Source organism: Streptomyces sp. NPDC002076, from assembly GCF_053593835.1.
Map to the genome: position 1 here is coordinate 453,687 of NZ_JBSFDI010000004.1, position 16,402 is coordinate 470,088.

At 72.1% G+C, this 16,402-nt stretch carries 16 protein-coding genes; 10 read left to right on the forward strand and 6 right to left on the reverse strand.

The annotated features are described in order from the left end of the window. The first annotated feature begins 6 nt into the window (after positions 1-6). The 6 genes from ACWCQS_RS11785 (at position 7) to ACWCQS_RS11810 (ending at position 6,179) form a co-directional block, all read left to right on the forward strand. A complete protein-coding gene (locus ACWCQS_RS11785; RefSeq protein WP_451004264.1) occupies positions 7-825 on the forward strand; it encodes an acetoacetate decarboxylase family protein in 819 nt (272 codons plus the stop codon). Further along, on the forward strand, positions 825-1,709 hold the full coding sequence (locus tag ACWCQS_RS11790; RefSeq protein ID WP_451004265.1) for an SDR family NAD(P)-dependent oxidoreductase: 885 nt from the start codon (positions 825-827) through the stop codon (positions 1,707-1,709). The genes ACWCQS_RS11785 and ACWCQS_RS11790 overlap by 1 nt, the downstream gene beginning before the upstream one ends. A gap of 17 nt (positions 1,710-1,726) precedes the next feature. Further along, positions 1,727-3,040: an amidohydrolase family protein gene (locus ACWCQS_RS11795; RefSeq protein ID WP_451004266.1), complete on the forward strand. Its 1,314-nt coding sequence runs from the start codon at positions 1,727-1,729 to the stop codon at positions 3,038-3,040. Further along, the gene (locus tag ACWCQS_RS11800) at positions 3,037-4,266 is read left to right on the forward strand and encodes an amidohydrolase family protein (RefSeq protein ID WP_451004267.1); all 1,230 of its coding nucleotides are present in this window, start codon (positions 3,037-3,039) and stop codon (positions 4,264-4,266) included. The genes ACWCQS_RS11795 and ACWCQS_RS11800 overlap by 4 nt, the downstream gene beginning before the upstream one ends. Positions 4,267-4,305: 39 nt before the next feature. Beyond that, a complete protein-coding gene (locus tag ACWCQS_RS11805; protein ID WP_451004268.1) occupies positions 4,306-5,016 on the forward strand; it encodes a VIT1/CCC1 transporter family protein in 711 nt (236 codons plus the stop codon). Between the two features lie 113 nt (positions 5,017-5,129). Next, entirely contained in the window at positions 5,130-6,179 is a 1,050-nt protein-coding gene (locus ACWCQS_RS11810) for a zinc-dependent alcohol dehydrogenase family protein (RefSeq protein ID WP_450984947.1), read from the forward strand. Positions 6,180-6,183: 4 nt separating this feature from the next. Here the strand turns inward: ACWCQS_RS11810 and ACWCQS_RS11815 are convergent, their stop codons facing one another. From ACWCQS_RS11815 to ACWCQS_RS11825, 3 genes are all read right to left on the reverse strand, one after another. Further along, positions 6,184-7,194 carry a CopD family protein gene (locus ACWCQS_RS11815; RefSeq protein WP_451004269.1) on the reverse strand — a complete coding sequence of 337 codons (1,011 nt, stop codon included), beginning with the start codon at positions 7,192-7,194 and terminating at the stop codon, positions 6,184-6,186. 124 nt (positions 7,195-7,318) lie between these two features. Continuing rightward, positions 7,319-8,698, reverse strand: a complete 1,380-nt coding sequence (locus ACWCQS_RS11820) for a CoA transferase (protein ID WP_451004270.1) — start codon at positions 8,696-8,698, stop codon at positions 7,319-7,321. 93 nt (positions 8,699-8,791) lie between these two features. After that, positions 8,792-10,321, reverse strand: coding sequence for a S8 family peptidase (locus ACWCQS_RS11825; RefSeq protein ID WP_451004271.1), 1,530 nt, complete (start codon positions 10,319-10,321; stop codon positions 8,792-8,794). A 260-nt stretch (positions 10,322-10,581) separates the two neighbouring features. Between ACWCQS_RS11825 and ACWCQS_RS11830 the strand changes: the two genes are divergently transcribed. The 3 genes from ACWCQS_RS11830 (at position 10,582) to moaA (ending at position 13,699) form a co-directional block, all read left to right on the forward strand. Beyond that, positions 10,582-10,938 (forward strand): DUF485 domain-containing protein, encoded by a 357-nt coding sequence (locus tag ACWCQS_RS11830; protein WP_451004272.1) that lies wholly within the window; start codon positions 10,582-10,584, stop codon positions 10,936-10,938. Next, positions 10,935-12,554, forward strand: coding sequence for a solute symporter family protein (locus ACWCQS_RS11835; RefSeq protein ID WP_451004273.1), 1,620 nt, complete (start codon positions 10,935-10,937; stop codon positions 12,552-12,554). The genes ACWCQS_RS11830 and ACWCQS_RS11835 overlap by 4 nt, the downstream gene beginning before the upstream one ends. 155 nt (positions 12,555-12,709) lie before the next feature. Beyond that, complete coding sequence (gene moaA / locus ACWCQS_RS11840) at positions 12,710-13,699, forward strand: GTP 3',8-cyclase MoaA (RefSeq protein ID WP_451004274.1); 990 nt, start codon at positions 12,710-12,712, stop codon at positions 13,697-13,699. Here moaA and ACWCQS_RS11845 read toward each other — a convergent pair. Together ACWCQS_RS11845 and ACWCQS_RS11850 are read right to left on the reverse strand one after the other, a co-directional pair. Continuing rightward, positions 13,696-13,914 (reverse strand): hypothetical protein, encoded by a 219-nt coding sequence (locus ACWCQS_RS11845; RefSeq protein ID WP_388634825.1) that lies wholly within the window; start codon positions 13,912-13,914, stop codon positions 13,696-13,698. The genes moaA and ACWCQS_RS11845 overlap by 4 nt on opposite strands. A 226-nt stretch (positions 13,915-14,140) precedes the next feature. Next, positions 14,141-14,533, reverse strand: a complete 393-nt coding sequence (locus ACWCQS_RS11850) for a DUF3099 domain-containing protein (protein WP_451004275.1) — start codon at positions 14,531-14,533, stop codon at positions 14,141-14,143. Positions 14,534-14,734: 201 nt separating this feature from the next. On the opposite strand from ACWCQS_RS11850, the gene ACWCQS_RS11855 reads away from it, so the two are divergent. Then, positions 14,735-15,022, forward strand: coding sequence for a GlsB/YeaQ/YmgE family stress response membrane protein (locus tag ACWCQS_RS11855; protein ID WP_451004276.1), 288 nt, complete (start codon positions 14,735-14,737; stop codon positions 15,020-15,022). A gap of 67 nt (positions 15,023-15,089) precedes the next feature. Here the strand turns inward: ACWCQS_RS11855 and tyrS are convergent, their stop codons facing one another. Continuing rightward, positions 15,090-16,358 (reverse strand): tyrosine--tRNA ligase, encoded by a 1,269-nt coding sequence (gene tyrS / locus ACWCQS_RS11860; RefSeq protein ID WP_451004277.1) that lies wholly within the window; start codon positions 16,356-16,358, stop codon positions 15,090-15,092. Positions 16,359-16,402 lie beyond the last annotated feature (44 nt).

Consider the following 16,402-nt stretch of genomic DNA (forward strand, 5'->3'; position numbering starts at 1 on the left):
CGGCGTATGGCACACGCACGCGTACGGTACGGCGCACGGACCGAGCGGGAGATCACCGCGACGCGCACCGCGGGCGCGCGGCTTCCCGACATCTGGTCCACCGGGGTGGTGGCCGTCTGGGAGACCGACCCGGACGCGGTAGCCGCGGTCCTGCCGCCACCCCTGAAACCCACCGGCAGTCCGCTCGTCCGAGTGAACATCAGCAAGGTCGACCTGCCCGGGTATCCGCTCGGCGCGGGCTCGGTCGCGGTCGCCGCCGCCCATGGCACGGTCGAGGGCTGGTACCCGCTGGTCATGCCGATGACCCACGAGCGCGCCCTCACCGGCGGGCGCGAGGTCTTCGGCGAGCCCAAGAAGCTGGGCGAGGTGACTGTCGAACGCGACGGCCCCGGCGTGCGCGCGGCGCTGAGCCGGCACGGCATCGCGTTCGTCGAGGTGCGCGGCACGGTCGGCGCCCAGCTGCCGCTGCCGGAGCCGAGCCGCAAGACCGACTTCTACTTCAAGTTCCTTCCCGCCGTGGACGGTTCCGGCTTCGACCTCGACCCGGTGCTGGTCCACTGCGTCCGCCACGAGCGGGTGCGCCGGCTGGAGCGGGTCACCGGGGAGGTCGTCCTGCGCGAGTCTGCGTACGACCCCGTCGCCGACCTTCCGGTGCTGCGTCTCCGCGAGATCACGGTCGGCGAGAAGACCAGCGACCAGAGCGGCCGGGTCGTCGAACGGGTCGACGCCCAGGCCCTGTTGCCGTACGTCCACCAGCGCTACGACGATCCGCTGCAGATCCTCGACGGGCCACCGGAGTCCGCCTCGCCCGAGGGGAGTGCGTGATGGACCTCCAAGCCGGACAGGTCGCGGTCGTCACCGGCGCCGCGAGCGGGATCGGGCTCGCGATGGCCCGGCGGTTCGCCGCCGAGGGCCTGAAGGTCGTCCTCGCCGACGTGGAGGAGGCCGCCCTGGACAAGGCCGCGGCCGGGCTGCGGGCCGAGGGCGCCGACGTGCACGCGCGCGTGGTCGACGTCGGCGAACGCGCCCAGGTCATGGAGCTGGCCGACGCGGCGTACGACACCTACGGCGCCGTGCACGTCCTGTGCAACAACGCGGGCGTCGGCTCGGGCGCCGAGGGCCGGATGTGGGAGCACGACCCGAACGACTGGCGGTGGGCCTTCGCCGTCAATGTGTGGGGCGTCTTCCATGGTGTCCAGGCGTTCGTCCCCAGGATGATCAAGTCGGGTCAACCCGGTCATGTGGTCAATACATCCTCCGGCGACGGCGGTATCGCACCCCTCCCGACCGCCTCCGTCTACGCGGTCACCAAGGCGGCTGTCGTCACCCTGACCGAGTCCCTGTACGCCCACCTGAAGGCCGAGCACGCCCGCGTGGGTGCCTCGGTGCTCTTCCCCGGCCCGCACATGCTGCGCACCGGCCTGTGGGAGTCGCACCGCAACCGCCCCGCCCGCTATGCCAAACAGCGCCCGCGCAGGACGCCGTACCGCAGCCTCGACCAGTGGGAGGCGGCGATGCGCGCGGCCGGCCAGGAGGTCCGCTTCACGCCGGTCGAGGACGTCGCCGGCCTCGTCGTGGCCGGCATCCGCGCCGACCGCTTCTGGCTGCTGCCTCAGAGCGAGCACAGCGACGCGCAGATCCGCGCCCGGGCCCGGTCGATGCTGGACCGGGCGAACCCGTCGTACCTCGAAAGCTTCGTCCTGGACTGAACCGAGAGGAGGCCCTGGTGAGCGCATACGACGACCCGTACCTGATCATCTCCTCCGACTGCCACGCCGGGCTGCCCACCGAGGAGTACCGGCCCTATCTGGAGTCCCGTTTCCACCGGGACTTCGACGAGTTCCTCGCCGGTCGCGACCGGCGCCGCGAGGAGATGACCCGGCTCGGCGTCCGCAACGAGGCCTTCGCCGACCGGTGGTTCCACGACAACGCCGAAGGCCTGCGCGGCGGCTGGGACACCGCACAGCGGCTGAAGGAACTGGACGGGGACGGCGTGGCCGCCGAGGTGGTGTTCCCGGACGCCGACGCCGTCGACAGCCGCACCGCCGCCCCCTTCGGCGTGGGCCTCGGCCTGAGCGGCGACCAGGACCCGGAGCTGGGCATGGCGGGCGCCCGGGCGCACAACCGCTGGCTCGCCGACTTCGTCTCCGCCCACCCCGAACGGCACTGCGGAGTCGCCCTGCTACCGGTCACGGCCCACGTCGAGCAGGTGGTCGCCGAGATCCACCGGGCCCGGGAGTCCGGCCTCGGCGCGCTGATGATCCCGGCCATGTGGGCGGACAAGGAGCCCTACCACGACCGCCGTTACGACCCGGTGTGGGCGGCCGCCGCCGAGTGCCGCATGCCGGTGCTCACCCACTCCGGCGCAGCCCCGCGCCAGGAGTACGGCGACCACCTCGGCATCTATGTGAGCGAGGTGACCTGGTGGCCGGCCCGGCCGCTGTGGTTCCTGCTCTGGTCCGGCGTCTTCGAACGCCACCCCGGCCTGCGCTTCGGCGTCGCCGAGTCCGGCTGCTGGTGGCTGCCGAACCTGCTGTGGTTCATGGACCGCCTCTACCTCGGCGCGCACGGCGGCAAGAAGCTCTCCCCGTTCGAGGAGCTCAAGCGCCCGCCGCACGAGTACCTGGACCGGCAGGTGTTCGTCTGCGCCACCAACACCAAGCGGCGCGAGCTGGCCCAGCGCTACGAGATCGGCGTCGACAACATCCTGTGGGGCAGCGACTTCCCGCACCCCGAGGGCACCTGGCCCGACACGCGCGCGTGGCTGCGCCGTACCTTCCACGACATCCCCGTCACCGAGACCCGCCGCATGCTCGGGCTCGCCGCGGCCGAGGTCTTCGGCTTCGACCTCGGCAAGCTCAGGCCCCTGGCCCGCCGCATCGGGCCGACCCCCGCCGACCTCGGCCAGCCCGCCGACCAGCCGGCCGTCGAGGCGTCCTGGGCGCGCTCGCGCGAAACGGGCCGGCACTGGCTGACCGACCGGGACTTCCCGGTGCTGGGCACCGACCCCAGCTTGTTCGCGGCGGGAGGGTCCGCATGACCGACGACCGGTACACCGTCATCTCCGCCGACTGCCACGCCGGCGCCGACCTCCTCGACTACCGGCCCTACCTGGAGAAGCGGTACCACGACGACTTCGACGTCTGGGCCGCCACCTACGTCAACCCCTACGAGGACCTGCTCGCCGACTCCGCCGACCGCAACTGGAACTCCGCGCGGCGCCTCGCGGAGCTGGAGGCGGACGGGATCGTGGCGGAGGTGATCTTCCCGAACACCATCCCGCCGTTCTTCCCGTCGGGCTCCCTGATGGCCCCGCCGCCCGGCGCCGAGGACTTCGAGCGCCGCTGGGCGGGCCTGCGCGCGCACAACCGCTGGCTCGCCGACTTCTGCGCCGCCGCGCCGGGCCGCCGGGCGGGTGTCTTCCAGATCCTGCTGGGCGATGTCGAGGAGGCCGTCAAGGAGATCCGGTGGGCCGCCTCGGCGGGCCTGAAGGGCGGCCTGATGCTGCCGGGCACCCCGCCCGGCTCGGGGCTGCCCGAGCTGTACTCGCGGACGTACGACCCGATCTGGGCCACCTGCGCGGAACTCGGCGTCCCGGTCAACCACCACGCCGGTTCGGCCTCCCCGCCGCTCGGCGAGGAGCCGGCCGCCCGCGCGGTGTTCATGGTGGAGACGACCTGGTTCTCCCACCGCGCCCTGTGGCACCTGGTCTTCGGCGGCGCCTTCCGCAGGCACCCCGAGCTGAAACTGGTCCTGACCGAGCAGGGCTCCGGCTGGATCCCCGGAGTGCTCGGCATGCTGGACTACTACCACGGCCGCCTGGTCGCCGCGGCCACGAAGGCCGGCACGGCGGAGGCCAAGTTCGGGACCGGACTCGCCGCGGGCATGGGCGCGCCGCCCTCCCGGGTCTGGCAGGACAACTGCTTCGTCGGCGCCAGCTTCATGCGCCCGCACGAGGTGCCGCTGCGGGACCGCATCGGCGTCGACAAGATCATGTGGGGCAGCGACTACCCGCACGACGAGGGCACCCATCCCTACACCCGCGAGGCCCTGCGGTGCGCCTACGCGGGCGTGCCGCGCGAGGAGGTCGCGGCCATGCTCGGCGGCAACGCGGCCCGCGTCTACGGCTTCGACCTCGCCCACCTCGACCCCGTCGCGGCGAAGGTGGGGCCCACGGTGGCGGAGGTCGCCGAGCCCCTGACACAGCCACCGGCGGACGCGACCAGTCCGGTGTTCGCCCGGGGGGCCTCACTGCGGGTGTGGTGATGTGGAGGCGGCAGTCCCGCGAGTGCGATCCTCCCTGCTGTGACGGAACCCACCCACGAAGAGGCCCACGGGGCCGCGCTCGGCTCGCGGCTGAACTGGCTGCGGGCCGCGGTGCTCGGCGCGAACGACGGCATCGTCTCCACCGCGGGCATCGTCGTCGGCGTGGCGGGCGCCACCCAGAGCCGGTCCGCCCTGCTCACCGCCGGACTGGCCGGCCTGCTCGCCGGGTCGATGTCCATGGCGGCCGGCGAGTACGTCTCCGTGTCCACCCAGCGCGACTCCGAGGTGGCCGCGCTGGCCGTGGAGAAACGGGAACTGCGGGAGCAGCCGGAGGCCGAGCTGCAGGAGCTGACCACGCTGCTGGAGGAGCGTGGGCTGTCCCACGAGGTGGCCCGGGAGGCCGCCGAACAGCTCACCGCGCGGGACGCGCTCAGGGCCCACGCGCGCGTGGAGCTCGGTATCGACCCGGAGGACCTCACCAACCCCTGGCACGCGGCCTGGGCGAGCTTCCTGGCCTTCACGGTGGGCGCGCTGCTGCCGCTGCTGGCCATCGTCCTGCCCCCGGCCGGCTGGCGGCTGGGCGTGACCGTCGTCTCCGTCCTGGCCGCGCTCGTCCTCACCGGCTGGAAGAGCGCGAGCCTCGGCGCGGCCGACCCGAAACGCGCGGTGCTGCGCAATGTGGTGGGCGGGGCGCTGGCGATGGGGGTCACCTACGCGGCGGGCAGCCTGCTGGGTGCGGTGGGGGTCTGACATGCGGCCGGGGACCCTGGGCGCGCGGGCCGGGCCGGCGACGGCGTACCGTGAGGTGCGCTCGACAACCCCCTGAGCGCCCCGCACCGAACCGCACGAGAAGGACCCTCGCCATGCGCGCCACCACCATCCACGCCCCGTACGACATGCGCGTGGAGGACGTTCCCGAGCCCGTGGCGCAGCTGCCCACCGACGCCGTGGTACGGGTGCTGCGCGCCTGCATCTGCGGCAGCGACCTGTGGGCCTACCGGGGCGAGGCGGCCCGGCAGCCGGGGCAGCGCATCGGGCACGAGTTCCTCGGGATCGTCGAGGAGACCGGCTCCGAGGTGAGCACCGTCAGGCGCGGTGACCTGGTGGTCGCGCCGTTCATGTGGTCCGACGGCGTCTGCGACTACTGCCGCGAGGGCCTGACGACGTCCTGCGAACACGGCGGCTTCTGGGGCTCCGTCGGCTACGACGGCGGCCAGGGCGAGGCCGTGCGCGTGCCCTTCGCCGACGGCACCCTCGTCCAGCTCCCCAAGGACGCGGCCTCCGACGACCACCTGCTGTCCGCCCTGCTGACCCTCTCCGACGTCCTCGGCACCGGCCACCACGCCGCCCTCGGCGCGGGGGCCCGCCCCGGCGCCACGGTCGCCGTCGTCGGCGACGGCGCGGTCGGCCTGTGCGCGGTCCTCGCCGCCAAGCGGCTGGGCGCCGAGCGGATCATCGCGCTCGGCCGGCACGAGGTCCGTACCGACATCGCGCGCCGCTTCGGCGCCACCGACGTCGTCGCCGAGCGCGGGGACGCGGCCGTCGAGGCCGTCCGTGAGCTCACCCGAGGCCAGGGCGCGCACGCCGTCGTCGAGGCCGTCGGCACCGAGCAGTCCATGCGGACCGCCGTCAACATCACGCGCGACGGCGGCGCGATCGGCTTCGTGGGCGTGCCGCACGGCAGCGGCACCGGCCTCGACCTCGGCGTCATGTTCGACCGGAACATCGCCCTGCGCGGCGGCGTCGCCCCGGTCCGCGCCTACATCCCCGACCTGCTCCCCGACGTCCTGGACGGCACGATCGACCCGTCGCCGGTGTTCGACATGACCGTCGACATCGAGGGCGTGCCCGCGGGCTACAAGGCGATGGACGAGCGCACCGCCCTCAAGGTCCTGGTCACGGGCGACCGGTGAACCGCTAGGTCCAGCGGATCGGCAGTGGCAGCGCCGTGAGCAGACCCGAGACCGCGACCACCGCGCCCAGCGCGATCAGCTCGGCCCGCGCGGGCGGGTACGCGGTCAGCGGGTCGGCGGCGCGGCGCAGCCGGATCCGCGCCCACAGGGCGAGCAGCGCGACGGCGGTGACCAGGAGCGCCTTGGCCAGCAGGGTGCGTCCGTACGCCGTCGTCGTCAGCTGGTCCAGGATCGTGGCCGACGGCATGCGGCGCAGCGAACTGCACACGCCCGTCGCGGTGATGGCGGCGAGCAGGACGGCCGCCACGCGCGCGTAGCGGCCGAGCAGCGCGGCACCGGCGGGGCTGCCGCGCCACAGCCCGATCAGCCGCAGGGTGTGCAGCAGACCGCCGGTCCACAGTGCCGCGCACGTCAGGTGCACCAGTGTCAGGGCCGAGCCGATCAGCGGGCTCTGCTCGGTCGCGGGGTGGGCGCGCAGTGCCTCCGCTACCACCACCGCGGCCGGCGGCCACACCTGGGCCGCCGGACGGCGCAGGAACGCGCACAGGGCCGCCAGCAGAAAGGCGTTGACCTCCAGCAGGGCCAGCCTGCCGTCGCGGGAGCCGTACAGGCCGCCGACGTCGATCTGGCCGAGGCGGTGCGGGATCAGATTGCCGGCGGACACCACCGAGGCGAGCGCCAGCGCGGCGACGAAGCCTGCGCTGGCGGCCAACGGGGTCCAGCTGCGCGGCCGTTCGGGCGGAACACCGGGCAGGCGCCGGGCGAGCCGGTGCACGAACAGCTCGCCGAGGGGCACGCTCAGGGCCGCGAACAGCACCGCGCGCAGCAGCCCGATGCCGCCGGCCCCCGGCGCGGCGGCCTCCCCGGTGCCGTGCAGCGCCGCCGACGGCCCGAGCAGCGGGATCAGGGCGCCCAGCGCTACCAGGACCAGGAGGGCGACGGCCCGGCCGGTGCCCAACCGCCGGGCGGGGCCCTCTTCGCCGCTCGCCTCGGCGGTCGGTCGTATCAAGCTCACCCCGTGATCTTCGCCAGTCGCCGCAGAACCGGGCAAGTCCCGGAAAACAACTGGCAGTACGGAATTCCATGCATACATACGTTTCCGGCCGCCCGTGCACTCACCTGTTCCGGGCCGCGAGCGCTCACCGCCAGCGGGCGCTGTCCGACCCCCACGGCACCGGAGCCCGCGCCCAGTCGGCGGGGCCGCCGGCGAAGGACACCGGCGGCAGCGCGTGCCGCAGCCGGCCGAGCGGGCTGTCCGTCTCGGCCAGCCAGGCGTCCGGCCCCGCGTACGGCGCACCCGTGGCCGCGGTCGGCCGGATCCCGTCGGTCAGCCAGTGCGCGGTCCTGGCCAGCGCCAGCCGCACGAGGCGGCCGCCCCCGTCGTACGACTGCTCGGTGAGCGCCCGCAGGACGGCTGCCGCCAGCAGATAGCCGGTGCCGTGGTCCAGCGCCTGCGCGGGCAGTGCGCCGGGCGCCTCGGCCGAGCCCTCGGTCGCGGCGATGCCGGCCGCGACCTGCACCAGGCTGTCGAAGCCGCGCCGCCCGCCCCAGGGACCGTACCCGCCCCACGCCGAGACCTGCGCCACGACCAGTCCGGGCCGGCGCGCGACCAGTGCCTGCGGCGAGAGCCCGAACCGGTCCAGGGCGCCCGGCCGGTAGCCGGTGACGACGATGTCCGCCGCGGTCAGCAGCTCCTCGAAGGCGGCGCGGTCGGCGGTGAGGTCGAGCGTCGCCGACCGCTTCCCGAAGCCCGTGTCGGCGTGCTGGTCGGGGAGTTCGGGCAGCCAGGGGGCGTCCACACGGAGCACGTCCGCGCCGAGCAGGGCGAGGGTGCGGGTGGCGACCGGGCCGGCGAGGACCCGGGTCAGGTCCAGCACGCGCAGCCCGGCGGCGGGCAGCAGGGGAGCGGCGGCGGGATCGAGCGGGGTGAGCACGCGCGCGTGCGTGGAGCCGAGGCGCTCGCGCTCGACCAGCGGGCGTGCGGCGACCTCGGCGGCCTGCTCGGTGGCCGCCCACTCCTTCGGGGTGCGCAGGGCCACCGCGAGGCCGCCGGCGCCGTACACCGCCTGCTCGACCGCCACCGCGGACCGCTCGGCGAGCCGGCCGGCCACCGTCTCCGGCATGGCGTCCGTCGGCAGGCCCAGCGCGTGGAGCAACCGGGCTCGGTGGTGCGGGTAGTTGGCGTGGGTGCGCACCCAGCCGTCGGCCGTCCGCCAGAACCGCGACAGCGGCGCGAAGACGACCGGTGCCCGCCCGTCGACCAGCAGGTGCCGTTCACTGTGGAAGGCGGCCGCCACGGCACCGTCGTCCACCCGGACGCCGGGCACCTCGGCGAGCCCGGCCCGGCGAGCCGCCAGTTCGGCGGCGGCCAGCGCACAGGCCCTGACACACGCGCGCGCCAGCTCCCGCACGGGAAGCCGCGCCGGAAGCGCGCCGGGGCGTCCGACCGTCGTCGCCCGGGAGACGAGGGCGGAGTCGCCGCCCAGTGCGGACCATGCCACCTCGATGTCAGCAGTCATGACCACACTATGCATTATTGATTGATCAATGTTGATTGAATCAACTTATGCAGAACGGGCGGGTGCTTGGTCACCGCGTGGTGACTCGGCCGGCTACTTGACTGCGCGCAGTGCGTTGACGACGCCGAAGCCGTAGAAGCCGTTGACGCGATTGCCGCCGACGCAGGTCGCGTCCACGACCCCGTCACCGTTGCCGTCGTAGGGCTCGCTCGGGCAGCCCGGGTTGTCCGCCTCGGCCTTCAGCAGGGCCTGCAGCTGGGCCGGAGTGGCGTTCGGATGGGCGGACTTCAGCAGCGCGGCCACCGCGGCCACGTGCGGGGAGGCCATCGAGGTGCCCTGGAGGAAGCCGTACTGGCCGTTCGGCAGCGTGGACAGGATGCGGCCGTTCTTCGACGGCGTGTCCGGGATCTGGTACTTGTCGCCGCCCGGCCCCGCCACGTCGATCACGCCCTGGCCGTAGCTGGAGTAGTAGGACTTGGCGCCCTTCACGCCCACCGCGCTCACCGTCACCACACCGGGCAGCTGGGTCGGCACGTCGAAGCACTCGTGCGGATCGACCGTGCGGGTCGTGGCCGTCGAGTCGTCGGGGCTGGAGGCGTCCACAAGGGCGTGCGAGTCCAGGTCGTCGTTGGAGTTGCCCGCGGAGGCCACATTGAGCGTGCCCTTGCTCTGTGCATACAGCTGGGCCCTGTTGACCGCGTCGACGATGGCCCGTTGATCCGGATCGTCCATGCAGTTGTACAGCCACGGATCAACGTAGTAGCTGTTGTTGGTGACCTGGATGCCGTGGTCGGCGGCGAACACGAAGGCGCAGACCACGCTCTCCGGGTAGAACAGCTGCGTAGAGTCCGGCTGGGCCACGGTGATGCTCGCGACCTTCACGCCCGGTGCCACGCCGGCCACGCCGATGCCGTTGCGGGCCGCGGCTATCTCGCCGGCCACATGGGTGCCGTGGTAGTGGGCGGCGTCCGCCGGGCGCCAGGCGCCGTACGTCGTGTCCGCCTTGCCGCTCACGCAGTTCGCCGACTGGGAGGCGGAGAAGTTCGGGGCGATGTCCGGATGGGTGTCGTCCACGCCCGTGTCGATGACACCGACGGTCACACTGCTGCTGCCCGGGTTGATCCGCGCGGCCCGGTCGGCGCCGATCGCCCGCAGGTCCCACTGGTCCGCCTCCAGCGGCTCCTCGCCCGGAGCCGCGGCCTGGGTGAGCCTCGCGGCCTCCGCCTTCGACAGGACCTGCACCGCGCCCTCGTCGGTCGTCCCCGCGGCGCTCAGCGGCGCGGTACGCGTGGCGCCCGCCGAGTCCACCCCGCGCACCGCGCGCATCCGCGCGGCGAAGTCCGCCTTCGCGGAGTGGGCGACGATCACGCCGATCCTGTCGTAACTGGCCACGACCGAGCCGCCGTTGCGCAGGATCTCCCGCTGCACGGACTCGATCGTGCCGTGATCCGTACGGGTGTTGACCACGTACGCGAGGTTCGGTCCGTCGTCCGCCACCCGCGCCGCCCTGGCCGCGGCGGGCGCCGCGGAGGCCGCCGTCGGCAGGAAGCCGAGCGAGGCGGTCAGCGACAGCACGACGGGCACGGCGAGCGCGAGCCGGCGTCTGGAACGCAGATGAACCATGGGATCTCCACATCATCCGGATACGAAAACCGCCCGAGACACAGGTGGTGCTCGGGCAGGTGCATGGCGAGTGGTGCAGGCAGAAGCTAACCCACGGCTCACCGCTCGGCAATGACTTGGCAATGGCTCGACAAGACCGCTTGCGAAAGAACTCATAGGACTTGAACCGGTCCTCGCGTGGCGCCGTGGACCTTGGGCAGGGAGCGCCAGCACGATCGAGCTCCCCGTTCGTCATTGCTTCCGCAACGCGAGGAGACCCCGTGGCCACCGAGACACCGCCCCCCGCCACACCGGGGGCCCCACTTCCCTCCACCGAGGAGTTCGCCGAGGTGCAGCAGAGCGCGGAGTTCGGCGAACTGCGCCGCGCCCACCGCTCGTTCGCCTTCCCGCTGGCCGTCGCCTTCACCGCCTGGTACCTGCTGTACGTGCTGCTCTCCAACTACGCGAGCGGCTTCATGGGCACCAAGGTGGCCGGAAACGTCAATGTGGCCCTCGTCCTGGGCCTCGCCCAGTTCCTCACCACCTTCCTCATCGCCTGGTGGTACGCACGGCACGCCGCCACCCGGCTCGACCCCAAGGCGGAGGCCATCAAGTCCCGGATGGAGGGCGGCGCATGAGCCCCGCGATCACGCTGGCCGCCGGCGAGGCGAGCGACCACCGGACGCTGATCATCACCCTGTTCGCGGTGTTCGTCGCCGCGACCCTCGTCATCACCGTCTGGGCCGGCCGCCAGACGAAGAACGCCGCCGACTTCTACGCCGGCGGACGCCAGTTCACCGGCTTCCAGAACGGACTCGCCGTCTCCGGCGACTACATGTCCGCCGCGTCCTTCCTCGGCATCGCCGGCGCCATCGCCCTGTTCGGCTACGACGGCTTCCTGTACTCCATCGGCTTCCTCGTCGCCTGGCTCGTCGCCCTGCTCCTGGTCGCCGAACCCCTGCGCAACTCCGGCCGCTACACCATGGGCGACGTGCTGGCCTACCGCATGCGCCAGCGCCCGGTCCGCACGGCCGCCGGCACCTCCACCATCGTGGTCTCGATCTTCTACCTGCTGGCCCAGATGGCGGGCGCCGGTGTCCTCGTCTCGCTCCTGCTCGGCATCACCAGCGACGGCGGCAAGATCGGCATCGTCGCCCTGGTCGGCCTGCTGATGATCGTCTACGTCACCATCGGCGGCATGAAGGGCACCACCTGGGTCCAGATGGTCAAGGCGGTGCTGCTGATCGCGGGCGCTCTGCTGCTGACCTTCCTGGTCCTGCTGAAGTTCCATTTCAACGTCTCCGACCTGCTCGGCAAGGCCGCCGACAACAGCGGCAAGGGCTCGGCGTTCCTGGAGCCCGGTCTGAAGTACGGCGCCACCGGCACCACCAAGCTGGACTTCATCTCGCTCGGTCTCGCCCTGGTCCTGGGCACCGCCGGTCTGCCGCACATCCTCATCCGCTTCTACACGGTCCCGACCGCAAAGGCCGCCCGCAAGTCGGTCATCTGGGCGATCGGCCTGATCGGCGCCTTCTACCTGATGACCCTCGCCCTCGGCTTCGGCGCCGCCGCGCTGATCAAACCGGACGAGATCATCGCCTCCAACAAGGCGGGCAACACCGCGGCACCCCTGCTGGCGCTGCATCTGGGCGGCGTCGACTCCAACTGGGGCGCGATCCTGCTCGCCACCATCTCGGCCGTCGCCTTCGCGACGATCCTCGCGGTCGTCGCCGGCCTCACCCTGGCCTCGTCGTCCTCCTTCGCCCACGACATCTACGCCAACGTCATCAAGAGGGGGCAGGCCACCGAGAAGCAGGAGGTCGGCGCGGCCCGCTGGGCGACCGTCGGCATCGGCGCGGTCTCGATCGTCCTCGGCGCCCTGGCCCGCGACCTGAACGTGGCCGGCCTGGTTGCCCTCGCCTTCGCGGTCGCCGCCTCCGCCAACCTGCCGACCATCCTCTACAGCCTGTTCTGGAAGCGGTTCACCACCTCGGGCGCCCTGTGGTCGATCTACGGCGGCCTGGTCACCGCGGTCGGCCTGGTGCTGTTCTCCCCGGTGGTCTCCGGCAGTCCGGCCTCGATGTTCCCCGGCGTCGACTTCCACTGGTTCCCGCTGGAGAACCCCGGCATCATCTCCATCCCCGTCGGGTTCCTGCTCGGCGTCGTGGGCACCCTGCTGTCCAAGGAGGTCCCGGACGCCGGCAAGTACGCCGAACTGGAGGTGCGGTCCCTGACCGGCACCGGAGCACACTGAGATTCGTACGACGGCCGCGTCGTGCGGGGCTGTACGGTCCTACGACGCGGCCGTGTCGTACCTCGTCGGATCGGGCCGCTGTCGTTGTCAGTGGTGTCACGTAGGCTCGCAGGTGACGGAAAATGAGTGATCCGGGATCGAGGGAGGGGGCCCACGTGCTCATCGACACCTACGGCCGGGTGGCCACCGACCTGAGGGTCTCGCTGACCGACCGCTGCAATCTGCGCTGCACGTACTGCATGCCCGAGGAGGGCCTGCAGTGGCTGGCCAAGCCCGATCTGCTCACCGACGACGAGATCGTCCGCCTCGTCGACATCGCCGTGCGCATGCTCGGCATCGAGGAGGTCCGCTTCACCGGCGGCGAGCCCCTGCTGCGCCCCGGCCTGGTCGGCATCGTCGAGCGCGTCGCGGCCCTCACCCCCCGCCCGCAGACGTCCCTCACCACCAACGGCATCGGCCTCAAGCGCACCGCGACCGCGCTGAAGGCGGCCGGCCTGGACCGGGTCAACGTCTCCCTGGACACCCTCCGTCCCGCCGTCTTCAAGACCCTGACCCGCCGCGACCGCCACAAGGACGTACTCGAAGGCCTCGAGGCCGCCCGCGAGGCCGGTCTGACCCCCGTCAAGGTCAACTCGGTCCTGATGCCGGGCATGAACGACGACGAGGCCCCCGACCTGCTGGCCTGGGCCGTGGAGCACGACTACGAACTGCGGTTCATCGAGCAGATGCCCCTGGACGCCCAGCACGGCTGGAAGCGCGAGGGCATGGTCACCGCCGGGGACATCCTGGCCTCCCTGCGCACCCGCTTCGACCTCACCCCCGAGGGCGCCGACGAGCGCGGCTCGGCCCCGGCGGAGCGCTGGCTGGTGAACGGCGGCCCGCACCGGGTCGGCGTCATCGCCTCGGTCACCCGCCCCTTCTGCGCGGCCTGCGACCGCACCCGCCTCACGGCCGACGGGCAGATACGCACCTGTCTCTTCGCGACGGAGGAGACGGACCTGCGGGCAGCGCTGCGCAGCGACGCCCTCGACGAGGAGATCGCCCGCATCTGGAAGCTGGCGATGTGGGGGAAGAAGGCGGGAGCGGGCCTGGACGACCCGTCGTTCGTCCAGCCGGACCGGCCGATGTCGGCGATCGGCGGCTAGGCGTCTTCGGGATCCTGCCAGTCGGCGAACTTCACGACGTCCTTCAGGAAACCCCGCACCCCGAGGAACTGCGAAAGATGCTCGCGATGCTCCTCGCACGCGAGCCACGTCTTGCGCCGCTCCGGCGTGTGGATCTTCGGGTTGTTCCACGCCAGCACCCACACGGCGGCGGCACGGCAGCCCTTGGCGGAGCAGATCGGCGTCTCGTCACTCACGGGTTCGTCTCGGGTTCGTCGTACAGAAGGGGCCTGAACAAGGCGACGCCGAGCAGCCACGGGGGGAGCTGCCCGGCGTCGGTCCGTCGCTCCGACGGGGGATGCGGAGCGCGTACGCAGTATGTCACGGACACCCCGCCGCCCGGCACTGGAACTGCACGATCCATCTGAGCTTTTCTTGAGCTTGACGGGCGACGGCGTTCCGCTTCCGGCGGGTCCGCAACGGTCACATCGGGTCCGACCGCTCACCGCCCGCCGCCGTCGGACGAGCCGCCGCATCCTCCGCAACGGATTCCGCCTGCGCCTCCTCCGCCCGCGGCGGCGTGATCATCGGCCGCGTCGGCGCGGTGATGAACGTGGACGGCAGGGACGGCGGCCGCTCCCGGCCGGCGTTCGCGATCACCACGGCGATATAGGGGAGCAGCGCTCCGGCGACGAGCGCCACGACGGCGACGTACCGCTCGACGTTCCACAGGGAGACCGCGAGGATCACCGACACCGTGCGGATCGTCATCGAGATGACGTACCTGCGCTGCCGGCCCCGTACGTCCTCGGCGAGTCCCGTCCGGGCGCCGGTGATCCGGAACACCTGGACGTTGCCGCCGTGCTGTTTCCGCATCACATTCCACCATCCGCCCACATCGGCTCGCCCCGGCCTTTTACGTTACGCCGCGGCTGCGCAGCCCACGAGACCGGGTCGCCCGCTGCCTGCGGTAACGCCACCGGCCGTACCGCGCACGGGGGAACCCGACATGCGCCGTACGGACCACCGACCCACACTTGCCGTAATGCTCACGTCGAGCCGTACGAGGAGGCAGCCATGGGCTGGTTGTGGGCGATCATCGTGGGATTCGTGCTGGGCCTGATCGCCAAGGCGGTCATCCCGGGCAAGCAGCACAGCCCGCTCTGGCTGACCACCATCTGCGGCATGCTCGGCGCCATCGTGGGCAACGCGGTCGCCCGCGCCGTCGGCGTGGCCGCGACCCCCGGCATCGACTGGACCCGGCACGCCTTCCAGCTCGTGGCGGCGATCATCATCGTCGCAGCGGTGGACGCCCTGTACATGGCGACGCTGGGCAAGCGGAAGCAGGAGAGGGCCGGGGCGTGAGATCTCGCTGAGTGGGGGCGCCCCGAAAGGGGCGCGGGGGTGTATTCCACCCCCCGCCCCCACGGCGCTAAACGGAAACGACCTCCACCGCGGCCAGGTTCTTCTTCCCCCGCCGCAGCACCAGCCACCGCCCGTCCAGCAGATCCTCGGACGAGGGCACCGCGTCCTCGGAGCCGACCTTCGCGTTGTTCACGTAGGCCCCGCCCTCCTTCACGGTCCGCCGCGCAGCGGACTTGCTGGCGACGAGCCCGACCTCGGCGAACAGGTCGACCACCGGACCCAGCTCGGCGACCTGGATGTGCGGGACCTCGGACAGCGCTGCCGCCAGCGTCCGGCCGTCCAGCTCCGACAGCTCGCCCTGCCCGAACAGGGCACGCGACGCGGCGATCACCGCGGCCGTCTGGTCCGCGCCGTGCACCAGCGTCGTCAGCTCCTCGGCGAGCGCACGCTGCGCGGCCCGGGCCTGCGGCCGCTCCTGCGTCTGGCGCTCCAGCTCCTCGATCTCCTCCCGGGACTTGAAGCTGAAGATGCGCAGGAACTTCGAGACGTCACGGTCGTCCGCGTTCACCCAGAACTGGTAGAACGCGTACGGCGTCGTCATCTCGGGGTCGAGCCAGACCGTGCCGGACTCGGTCTTGCCGAACTTGGTCCCGTCCGCCTTGGTGATCAGCGGCGTACCGAGCGCGTGCACCACGGCGTCCTGCTCGACCCGGTGGATGAGGTCCGTGCCCGACGTGAGGTTGCCCCACTGGTCGCTGCCGCCCGTCTGCAGGGCGCAGCCGTACCGCCGGTAGAGCTGCAGGAAGTCCATGCCCTGCAGGATCTGGTAGCTGAACTCGGTGTAGCTGATGCCCGCATCGGAGTTCAGCCGCCGGGAGACGGCCTCCTTGGCGATCATCTTGTTGACCCGGAAGTGCTTGCCGATGTCCCGCAGGAACTCGATGGCCGACAGGCCCTGGGTCCAGTCCAGGTTGTTGACCATGACAGCGGCGTTCGGCCCGTCGAAGTGCAGCAGCGGCTCGATCTGGGCGCGCAGCCGGTCCACCCAGCCCGCTACGGTCTCCGGCGCGTTCAGCGTGCGCTCGGCCGTCGGCTTCGGGTCGCCGATGAGACCCGTGGCACCGCCGACCAGCGCCAGCGGCCGGTTACCGGCCTCCTGGATGCGACGCATCGTGAGGATCTGCACCAGGTTGCCGAGGTGCAGGCTGGGCGCGGTCGGGTCGAAGCCGCAATAGAACGTGACGGGGCCGTCCGCGAACGCCTTGCGCAGTGCGTCCTCGTCCGTGGAGAGGGCGATGAGCCCACGCCACTTCAGCTCGTCGACGATGTCCGTCACGGTTCTCGTGTCTCCTTGATGATCTTCGGGCAGCCGGGTGACAC